Here is a 10,336-nt window from a genome sequence, read left to right as displayed (position 1 = left end):
GATTATCTCGCATGTGAAATGCCATATCTATCCCGAATAACCGTTCGTTAGTCACTCATCATCAGATGAAATACTGGACAATCCTAGGAACACTTTCGTGATCCATGGGCAGAGTGAACTCATACCCTTCACTGTCGGTGGGAAATCCATACAAACCAAAGCGATTTCCTCTGGCCACACTGACAATGGCCACGAAGTTAGCGTGGTCTTGTAAGTCGTCTTCAAGTGGATCCAGAATAGGCAAGGTGTAGCGGCCAAATTCCATGATGGCAATTTGCCTGTGATGACGTTGTACGAAGCAGGTGAAAGTCGGGTTGGGCACACAAGCATACAAGGCAAATTTAGGAATTTGCAGACCGACGCCATGCCAATGAAACTCCAACACGTGTAAGCGGTCAGTCAAAGATGAAACGGAGTTTGGTAGCGGTACAGCACGCATAGTAACCTCCTGAAGATAAGCAAACGGACTCTTTTTCGTTCGCTTATCTTCACATTAGGTAATTTTCACTCAACTATCTAGCGTTTTTTGTCGCATTTATGCGCAAGCTCTAACTAAAAATTTAAGTAATAGTCTTTGCAAAGTGCTTTATATTGGTCTGAATATTGGTGACTTTGTGTATAAATAGTCAAGGTGTCACGGGTCGGTGGCTCAGGGGTAGTAAGGGCACGACTAATGGTGTCGCGTATACAGGAAGGGTCATTAAAGCGAAAGGCAAGTAGTTCTCGAAGGGCATTTGTATCGGGTTTAGAAAACACCGTTAACTGCTTTATTAAACTTAACCCTAACGGGTCTGCCAATTCAATAAATGCTTGGCTAACATCGCTGGGTAAAACACAGTAAAACACACCTGAGGGGGCAAGCAATCGCACCACATTATTGAGTAGCGTGTGATGTGTTAGCTCACTGGTTTGCCTCGCGGCCACGCGTTTCTGGGCCTGTTTATCATGCGTTAGAATCGGGCTGTTAAAATACGGTGGATTACTGATGATAAGGGCAAATTTGGGGTTACCACGGTTTTGTGTGAATGATTGCACACTGGCTTGCTGCGCATCGAGTCTATGCGACCAAGGGCTGTTGGCCATATTACGTGTGGCCTGACCAATAGCATCCTTATCGATATCAATTCCGCTAATATGGGTTTGTTCACTGCTTTTTTGGGCCAGCATAATAGCTAACAAGCCGCTACCCGTTCCTATGTCTAGAAATCTTTGTGTCTCTGAGGCATTTATTAAATCACCCTCGGTCACCCAACTGCCGAGCATGATGCTGTCGGTTCCGACTTTCATGGCGCAATCTTGGTGCTCAATAAAGAACTGTTTAAATTGAAACCCTTGGCGCTTCATTGAACGTCCTTTTTAGCGCTGTTTTCAAAGCGTGTTTTAGCGCTCATTAAGCCCTCCCATTAGGGAAGAAGTCTTGCAGGGTTATCATATGCGCGGCCACTTGCCTTGCGCTCACAGGCTTATATTTCGCCCAACGACCAAACAACAATGGGGAAATAAGCTTGGCAAATACAATTCCTATGCGCTCGGCGAAGCGTGTTTCTGAGCGTTCCCCAAGCAATAGTGATGGGCGCACTGCACTGGGTTGCTGTAAACCTGACAGGTTCAATATGGCGTTTTCTAATTCACCTTTCACGCGTAAATAAAAGCTCTTACTTTTGGCGTTGGCTCCCACCGAAGATATCCACACAAAGCTTTGTGCTTTTTGTGCCCGGGCAAGCTGCGCTGCAATGTGCACGTACTCAAAATCGACTTTACGAAAGGCGGCTTTGCTTTTCGCTTGCTTAATAGTGGTTCCTAAGCACACGTAAATATGGTCAGCGTTAAAATACCCTTGGTAGTCTTGCAGTGCATCGAAGTTGATAACGATGGGCTCTAATATGCCCCTTGGGTCGGGATAGTCACTGTGTTTCAGCGGCTTTCGTACCAGACACGTTACTTTGCCATAACGCGAGTCTACGAGTAGTTGTGTCACTAAAGCTTTACCTACTAAACCTGTTGCGCCTAAAACGAGTGCCGTATTTCTGTTCTTCATGTTTTACCTATGCGGATCAAGTCATTACAATACGCAGCTTATGGTTAAAGGATACTGATAATAATGAAAAATCTCATTTGGATCTTGTTATGTTCACTGGTGGTACCGGCAATGGCAACTGAAAATCTAACGATAGAACGCATTTTTGACTCTCCCGCCTTAGAAGGCAGCTCACCGAATAGCGTTAAAGTCTCCCCAGACGGCAAGCGTGTGACCTTTTTACAGGGGAAAACCACAGATTACGAGCGTTACGACCTGTGGGAATACAACATAGCGACGGGGAAAACCCAAATGTTGTTCAACTCAGACGACTTACATAGCGGCCCTGAAACCTTATCTGATGAGGAAAAAGCTCGCCGTGAGCGTATGCGCCTTAGTGGCTCAGGCATAGTGAATTACTTTTGGTCAGACGATGGCAAGGCTTTATTGTTTCCGTTAGCGGGAGATGCCTACTATTTCCGTTTAGGGGATGACAAAGCGCAAAAGATTTTGGACACAGACGCATTTGAAACCGATATTCGTTTTTCACCCAAAGCGAACTTTATCTCTTATGTACGTGAGCAAAATCTGTTCATCAAAGACATCAAGACTCAAGTAGAAACCCAGCTAACGTTTGATGGCAAAGGTCCAATCAAAAATGCCATGGCGGAGTTTGTCGCTCAAGAAGAAATGGGCCGCATGACTGGCTACTGGTGGTCACCAGATGAAAGCAAAATCGCTTTTACTCAAGTGGATGAGTCGCCGGTTGACGAAATTACTCGTAGCGAAATTTACGCGGACTCTATCAAAATGATCAATCAGCGTTACCCAAGTGCGGGTACGCCGAATGTTACGGTAAAGCTTGCGGTAAAAGACCTTGCTAGCGGCGACACCCAATGGGTTGACTTAGGTGAAGAACAAGACATTTACCTTGCTCGGGTAAATTGGATGAAAGACAGCCAAACGTTAACCTACCAATGGCAAAGCCGTAACCAACAAGCACTTGAGCTACGCGCGTTTGACAGCAAAACAGCCAAGCAAAGCGTATTGCTGGCAGAGTCGAGCAACACTTGGGTTAATTTAAATGACGACCTGCACTTTTTAAATGACCATAAGCATTTTATTTGGGCATCAGAGAAAAGCGGATACAAACACCTTTACCTATATAAAACCGACGGCACCTTGGTACGTCAGTTGACGAAAGGCGATTGGGTGGTGGATGAAATTGAAGCCATTAATGAAAAGCAAGGCCTAGTGTATTTTACTGGCCGCGCTGACACGCCTCTTGAGCAACACATTTACTCAGTCGCTATTGCTGGTGGCGATATCAAAAAAATAAGCCATCGCAGTGGTGCCCACGCGCCTAGCTTCAGCGACGATGCTTCTGTTTATGTGGATAAATTCTCGACAGCTAATACGCCGTGGCAGGTCAGCTTGCATCAGGCCGATGGTACGCACATGGCTTGGTTAAGTGAAAATGCGATTAAAGCAGGTCACCCATTAGCGGCATTGCAAAGGGATTGGGTTGAGCCAACGCTCGATAGCTTTGTTACTGAAGATGGCACAGAGCTTTATTATCGTTTGTACACACCGAAAAAAATTCAAGGTAAACACCCTGTTATTGTTTACGTATACGGTGGCCCTCATGCACAAGTGGTGACAAATAGCTGGGGCGGCAATCGTGGCTTGCTAATGCAGTATTGGGCAAATAAAGGCTATGTGGTGTTTTCAGTGGACAATCGCGGCTCGAACTACCGGGGTAAAGGCTTTGAAGATCCCCTCTATAAGAAAATGGGCAGCACAGAAGTAGATGACCAAATAGCGGGGGTAAAATTCTTGCGTAAATTGCCTTATGTCGACCCAGAACGTATTGGTATTTATGGCCACAGTTACGGCGGTTATATGTCACTGATGAGCATGTTTAAAGCCGGTGAATACTTTAAAGCCGGTGTTGCTGGTGCGCCCGTCACAGACTGGGGGTTATACGATACCCATTACACCGAGCGTTACATGGGTAACCCAAAAGAAGATGAAGATGCTTACATCGCTTCTTCTGTCTTCCCTTATGCAAAGAATCTGACCGGTGATTTGATGATTTACCATGGCATGGCAGACGATAACGTATTGTTTACTAACAGCACCAAGCTATATAAACATTTACAAGATTTGGCTATCCCGTTTGAAAGCATGGATTACCCAGGCAAGAAACACAGTATACGTGGCAAGCAAACAGGTATTCATTTGTTTCACACTATTACTAACTTCTTTAATCGTCATTTCGATATGAAGTAATAGCATTAATATTCAAGTGTAAATGAATATTGAAACGAAAAAGGCGACTGTTCAGTCGCCTTTTTCGTACTTGCTCAAATGAGGCGTCCGTTAAGCAAACATGTGTGTCGCTAGGGTTTGCTGAATGCCAACCACTGTGTCTTTCTTAAGTTCTTTTTCAATTGGCTGGTCTTGCCCCGACACCCAAATTTTCAGCTCGGCGTCTAAATCAAAATGCCCGGCGGTTTCAATTTTAAATTGGGTGATGGCTCGATAAGGAATGGAATGATAATCCACCTTGCGGCCGGTCAAGCCTTGTTTGTCAATCAGCAACAAGCGCTTATTGGTGAATACGTACATATCGCGTACCACTTTAAACACTTGCTGAACCTCTTCTGTGGCACCGATAATCGGTGCTAGTTCTTCGCTCACATCACTGACATCGATTTCAGATGCGTTGCCCATGATGGCGTCAAGTAATCCCATGTTGTTCTCCTTTTTAGATTTTGCTTAGTAAAACCGATTTTGTGTAAAAAGAGAACTAATAACGGGTGTTTGCTCATGCTAAAGTGTTTATCGGCTTTATTTATCAAGGAGTTGTTATTACATGCCTAGTGTGAACTTTGCTGATATCAGTGCGGCTAGATTACGTATTTCGCGTTATGTGCGTACGAGTGAACTGATGACATCTGCATTACTCAATCGTTGGCTGGGGCACGAGATTTTGTTCAAAACTGAATGCTTACAGCGCACTGGTGCATTTAAGTTGCGCGGCGCATTGAATACCCTGCTGCATGCGAAAGAGAAAGGTGTTCCCATTAAACGAGTGGTAGCCAGCAGTTCGGGCAATCACGCCCAAGCGGTGGCTTATGCTGCATCTTTGTTTGATATTCCTGCGACTATATTTAGCGCACAAAACATCTCAAAAATTAAAGCCGCTGCCACTCGCGCTTACGGGGCTGAGTTGCGCTTATTCCCCTTACGAGATGAAGCGGACAATGCAGTAGCACAAGCAGCAAATGAGCCCGGCACGTTGTGGATCCCGCCTTTTAACCATCCGGATGTCATTGCGGGGCAGGGTACAGTAACGGCTGAAATTCTAGAGCAAACCGCTGACGTGAATGGCATATTCATGCCTTGTGGCGGAGGTGGTTTAGCCTCAGGTAGCATGCTAGCCGCACGCGCGTTAAGCCCCCAGACTAAAGTCATCGCGAGTGAACCACTGGCGGGTAACGATGCAGCGCAATCTTTGCGCTTGGGCAGTATTCAGCGCTTAATAACACCGGCTAAAACACTCGCGGATGGCGCCGCAACGCCAGCGGTAGGCGAATATACCTATCCACTAATACAACAGCTAGACGGTTTTTACGAGGTGGATGAAACGCAAATCGCCTACTGGACGCAGTGGCTACAGCATTTATTAAAGTTGCATGTTGAGCCCACAAGCGCCATGAGTATGCATGGTGTGGTCAACTATTTGGCCAAGCAAAGCGCACCGCAAAAAGTGGTGGTGATTTTGTCTGGGGGAAATATCGATGCACAAAAAATGCAGCAGATTTGGCAACAAGACCATTTAATCAATCAACCAAGTTTACCCAGTGTGCCGCTGGCCTCAGTAATGTAGCTCTTCTTGGTTCCGTCTACATTCTTTTTGAACTTGCCCATTAAAAAAGCCCTAATGACCTAGTCAGTGGGGCTTTATTTTATGCACTATGCTCATTAGCTGTTATCTAGTGAGTGCTAGGGTCTTTAGTCGCGCCAGCGCTTAGTCATATCTTCGTAGGCGTCGATACGACGATCGCGGAAGTATGGCCAAATGCGCTTCACTTGTTCCGTGCGGGCTAAATCTAATTCAACCATCAAGTTTTGTTCGCTGTCAGCATCGGCTTGGGCGAGGATCTCTCCTTGTGGGCCTGCAATAAAACTTTGCCCCCAAAACTGAATGCCATTGTCACCTTCTACTGGCGATGCTTCAAAGCCTGTGCGGTTTGCCACTACCACAGGCACTGAATTCGCCACTGCGTGAGAGCGCTGAATGGTTTGCCAGGCACCGAATTGTCTTTGTTGCTCGTCTACTGTGTCAGCTGGATCCCAACCAATTGCAGTGGGATAGAACAACATATCTGCGCCGCGCATGGCCATCAAACGAGCTGCTTCTGGATACCATTGATCCCAACATACTAGTACGCCCAATTTACCCACACTGGTTTGGATTGGCTCAAAGCCCATGTCGCCAGGGGTGAAGTAAAACTTTTCGTAAAAACCAGGGTCATCAGGAATGTGCATCTTGCGATATTTGCCGACCATGCCTAATTGGCGATCGAACACCACTGCGGTGTTGTGGTATAAACCTGAGCCACGTTTTTCAAACAAAGACGTAATTAACACAATATCTAACTTGGCGGCTAGCTCGGAAAAGTAGTCCGTTGCGGGACCTGGAATGGGTTCCGCTAAATCAAAAAAGTCTGTGTTTTCCTGCTGGCAGAAGTACAAGGTGCTGTGCAATTCTTGTAGCATAACTAATTCGCAACCTTGTTCGGCGAGTTTTGTGACTTGTTCAGCGCTACGCTGCCAGCTGAGTTGCTTGTCATTATTGGCAACCGCTTGTTGAACGACTCCTACCTTTAGGGTTTTGGCGGTTTGTGGGGTGCGGCTCATAACTGACTGACTCCTGTTGCTAGTTTCTTGCTAATGTCGAACGTTAATGTACTCACCGGAACTTGCATACTAATACAATGCAAGCTGCCGAATTGCTGAACCAAGGGTAAGCAATTTATTGGCACGATTGTATATTCAGGATAAGCCTTTGCCATTATATCCATGGCAAGTTGGTCTTGTGGCTGCTGATATACAGGACATAAGATCTGTTTATTATTTATCAAGTAGTTGGCATAAGAAGCAGGCAAGCGTTCGCCTTGCTGGTTAAACACTTGGGGCAAGGGGAGTTCGAAGATTTGATGTTCGGGCATAGCAGCTTTGCACTCGTCGACCAGGGCTGCTAAGCCGGCATAGTGAGTGTCATCGGGTACATTAAATGCTGACTGCACGACTAGGCCATCGTGAGGGGTAAACCGAACTAGGGTGTCAATGTGGCCGTCTGTGTCATCACCTTCTAAATGCCCTTGTTGGAATATATGCACACTCTTCGCGCCTAAGGCGACTTTGAATGCCCCGCGATATTGAGACATCGTCATGTCACCATTACGCTCAGGGTTCGATAAACAAAACTCAGTAGAGAGCAACACACCTGCATCGTCTATTTCTAGCGCACCGCCTTCAGCGACAATATCGAAACTCTGCAACGGTAAACGGCATAAGCCTGCTAACACTTGCTGGTTTATCTGATTGTCTTTGTTCGCGTCGAATTTATTGCCCCAGCCGTTAAAGTTAAACTCGATAGGCTGCATGCCACCTGAACTATGGCAGGTTAAAAAGCCATAATCTCGTACCCAAGTGTCGTTATAATCGGCGTGTACTAATAGCACGCGATCAATGGGCTGTTTAAAATCTTGGCTCAAGGTTTTAAAGGCAGGGATTTCTTGGTCGCGAATAAGCAGTATGACACCAGTACCAGCTTGGTTAAGGTTAGCCATAATCGTCAAATAGACTTGGCGAACGTCTACAAGCCAAGGTTGCCAATCTGTTTTTTGGTCAGGCCACGCGAGAATAATGGCTTCTTGAGGCGCCCATTCAGGGAGTAATCGCATAAAATTTACCGTCACACATTAAAGTTGCTCAATATTCGCGGAGTATAATGATAACCATCAGGCGGGTCTTGTGAATTTTGCCTGTTTAGCGCTAAATTTGATATCCATGTAATGCGCTTGTCTCAATCCACATAAAAATTACCCGATAAAATTCTGTAATAAAACCTACATATTTTGTAATTTAACAACGTTTTAACGTGCCATTAAGGCTGAAAATCTAAAAAATGGTTAAATTTTGCGCTGTTTCTGTTTTTTAGCTGACATGACTTTCAGTTTTAAACAGATGTTTTTGGAATAAATAGGAATATTCATTTCAATTATGAGTATATATAAATAAAAAATATTGTTTAAATTCAACAATTTACAAATGTTATTTTTGTGTAACCCCCTGTTTTACATGCTTTTTACTACTTTCGTACAATAAAACCACAGACATGATCATCAAATTCATGGATATTTCAGTGGCAGGCAGAACCTGCTGAACACTTAAATAGCTAACCAATATTTGGAGCACACAATGAAAAAAGTACTTATATCTCTCGTCGCGTTGACAGCCTTTAATGCAAGCGCTGGTATGGAATCTAGTAGTAAAGTGCGTTTCGCAGGTGACAGCGAATACTCAAGCTTCTGTAAAGCAGTAGTAAATGATGATCTTGGTATGCTTAAGCGCAGCCTACGTAGCAAAGTGGGTCAAGTTGCGGCAAGCTCTAACGATGTTCTTCGCAAGCTTGTATCGGCTGAAGGCATGAAGTGTAACGGTGTTGATTTGATTCAATTCTCAGAACAGCGTGAAGCATCACAAGTTAGTGCTTACCTAAAGACCAAAAACAATGCGTAAGAGGTCGCTCGATACCTCATTCAGCATAGGCAAATAGCCTGCCCAGCAGGCTATTTTAGCTTCTTTTTCTCCTAAAGAGCTACACGCTGTACTATATTTCCTCTAAGGTTCTACCCTACTTGCATTAAACTTCCCTGAATGTGTCTTAGTCTGTCTAATTGACTGTTTCGTCACCCTAGATGGTGTTCTGTACTGCTTGTTTTGTGATGCCCTTTTGACGGCTTTCGCTGGCTTAGAAACGTATCGGTTTTTACTGTTGTTTCTGTCGGCACTTTGACGCTGAATGCGCTGACTTTTTATCGCACGCTGAGGCTTTGTTCTTATCTGCTCTACCTTTTGTCTACCTTGTTCACTTTTGTAAGACTGTCCGTTTACTTGAGATAAACGTTTTGAAACCGTCTTGCCGTTACTTTGTTTGCTTTGCTTAAAATGCGTGTTCTGTTTGCGATGAGCATTCTGCTCTCGCTTATACTGCCCATGATTGCGGGCGCTTTGTTGGCGCTTCAAGCGCGAGACGACCTTATCCCTATGTATACGACTTTTCTGTATTTCAACGTTACGGCTGGTAACGGCACGCTTATGGGTACCGTTATACCCACGATGGTATTTTACTGTGCGTCTGTGGTGATTATTATGTTGCCATCTTGGGTAGTTGCGCACTTTACTATAGGTATATCTGTGATTCGAACGGCGGTAACGATAGTCGTTATTGATCACCACGTAATTATTACGCCAGTGAAAACCACCGAAGAAGAACCCAGCGCTGATATGAAATCGCGGACTCCAATGAAATCCTGAGTGATAGGTGTAATGACGAGGCGAGCGCCAAAAAATGGGCTGGTGGACGGTCCACCACCAATCACCATATACCACGCGAGTGTCATAGTAAGGCACGTAAACGGTTTCATGTTCAACACTGTGGATCACTATTTTATCTTGCTCACGTTCAACATTTTGGTATTGGTTGTCTTGCAAATTCCCTTTGGCATACGCCCGGCTTCGCAGTGTTTGCACGCTCTCTAGCACTTGCGCTTCATTCGCTAAAAATGCATCGCCTAAATCCTGCAGCCAGTTCAGGTCTTTGCTCATACGTTCAAGCAATTCAGTAAAGGGAGTCAGGGCAATGACGCTAGGATCCCAATCCTGTTGTTCGGCAAGATCCAGTGCTTGTTGTTCTGACAGGTTAGCGTGCTCTTCACGCCAGCGAGCGGCTTGCACTACTTCGAGGGGATACGTTGCTCCAATCAAGATATGGGATAACAAAGAATCTGGGTACAAGGCGATAGGAGCCAACATTTGGTCTAATTTTGCTTGATGTAGCTCGACAGGTGGTTCAGCTTGGGTTTCTGCATGGGCCAATTGCAGCGCGACGCTAATCAACAGGCTTATGGCAGCTACATAAATGATGATGTACTTAGTGTTTCTGCCCATAGGACACCTCAGTTGTTTTACCTTTACACGATAGGTAAAGGGTATACGGTGACTGTAGTGTGGGCGATTAAG

10 protein-coding genes are annotated in these 10,336 nt (G+C 45.2%); 3 read left to right on the top strand and 7 right to left on the bottom strand.

The genetic code is table 11. The annotated features are described in order from the left end of the window. Positions 1 to 61 precede the first annotated feature (61 nt). From AC0L6N_RS18240 to AC0L6N_RS18230, 3 genes are all read right to left on the bottom strand, one after another. Positions 62 to 439, bottom strand: coding sequence for a hypothetical protein (locus tag AC0L6N_RS18240; RefSeq protein WP_011576674.1), 378 nt, complete (start codon positions 437 to 439; stop codon positions 62 to 64). A 113-nt stretch (positions 440 to 552) separates the two neighbouring features. Next, entirely contained in the window at positions 553 to 1,344 is a 792-nt protein-coding gene (locus tag AC0L6N_RS18235; protein ID WP_473476613.1) for a tRNA1(Val) (adenine(37)-N6)-methyltransferase, read from the bottom strand. Between the two features lie 46 nt (positions 1,345 to 1,390). Further along, positions 1,391 to 2,038, bottom strand: a complete 648-nt coding sequence (locus AC0L6N_RS18230) for an NAD(P)H-binding protein (protein ID WP_473476610.1) — start codon at positions 2,036 to 2,038, stop codon at positions 1,391 to 1,393. A gap of 63 nt (positions 2,039 to 2,101) precedes the next feature. On the opposite strand from AC0L6N_RS18230, the gene AC0L6N_RS18225 reads away from it, so the two are divergent. Beyond that, the gene (locus tag AC0L6N_RS18225; protein WP_473476607.1) at positions 2,102 to 4,309 is read left to right on the top strand and encodes a S9 family peptidase; all 2,208 of its coding nucleotides are present in this window, start codon (positions 2,102 to 2,104) and stop codon (positions 4,307 to 4,309) included. A 90-nt stretch (positions 4,310 to 4,399) separates the two neighbouring features. On the opposite strand, the gene AC0L6N_RS18220 is transcribed toward AC0L6N_RS18225, so the two are convergent. Further along, a complete protein-coding gene (locus AC0L6N_RS18220; RefSeq protein ID WP_473476605.1) occupies positions 4,400 to 4,774 on the bottom strand; it encodes a PH domain-containing protein in 375 nt (124 codons plus the stop codon). 121 nt (positions 4,775 to 4,895) lie between these two features. Here AC0L6N_RS18220 and AC0L6N_RS18215 point away from each other — a divergent pair, with 121 nt between their 5' ends. Next, entirely contained in the window at positions 4,896 to 5,912 is a 1,017-nt protein-coding gene (locus tag AC0L6N_RS18215) for a serine/threonine dehydratase (protein WP_473476602.1), read from the top strand. A 125-nt stretch (positions 5,913 to 6,037) separates the two neighbouring features. On the opposite strand, the gene AC0L6N_RS18210 is transcribed toward AC0L6N_RS18215, so the two are convergent. Together AC0L6N_RS18210 and AC0L6N_RS18205 are read right to left on the bottom strand one after the other, a co-directional pair. Beyond that, positions 6,038 to 6,946 carry a carbon-nitrogen hydrolase gene (locus tag AC0L6N_RS18210; RefSeq protein ID WP_473476600.1) on the bottom strand — a complete coding sequence of 303 codons (909 nt, stop codon included), beginning with the start codon at positions 6,944 to 6,946 and terminating at the stop codon, positions 6,038 to 6,040. Next, positions 6,943 to 7,995: an agmatine deiminase family protein gene (locus tag AC0L6N_RS18205; RefSeq protein ID WP_473476598.1), complete on the bottom strand. Its 1,053-nt coding sequence runs from the start codon at positions 7,993 to 7,995 to the stop codon at positions 6,943 to 6,945. The genes AC0L6N_RS18210 and AC0L6N_RS18205 overlap by 4 nt, the downstream gene beginning before the upstream one ends. A gap of 517 nt (positions 7,996 to 8,512) precedes the next feature. Here AC0L6N_RS18205 and AC0L6N_RS18200 point away from each other — a divergent pair. Beyond that, entirely contained in the window at positions 8,513 to 8,833 is a 321-nt protein-coding gene (locus AC0L6N_RS18200; protein ID WP_006992928.1) for a DUF3718 domain-containing protein, read from the top strand. 102 nt (positions 8,834 to 8,935) lie between these two features. Here AC0L6N_RS18200 and AC0L6N_RS18195 read toward each other — a convergent pair whose 3' ends face one another. Continuing rightward, complete coding sequence (locus AC0L6N_RS18195; protein ID WP_473476596.1) at positions 8,936 to 10,264, bottom strand: DUF3300 domain-containing protein; 1,329 nt, start codon at positions 10,262 to 10,264, stop codon at positions 8,936 to 8,938. Between the last annotated feature and the right edge of the window lie 72 nt (positions 10,265 to 10,336).

This window comes from Paraglaciecola sp. G1-13 (assembly GCF_055809255.1).
This window is presented reverse-complemented; position numbering and strand designations above follow the sequence as displayed.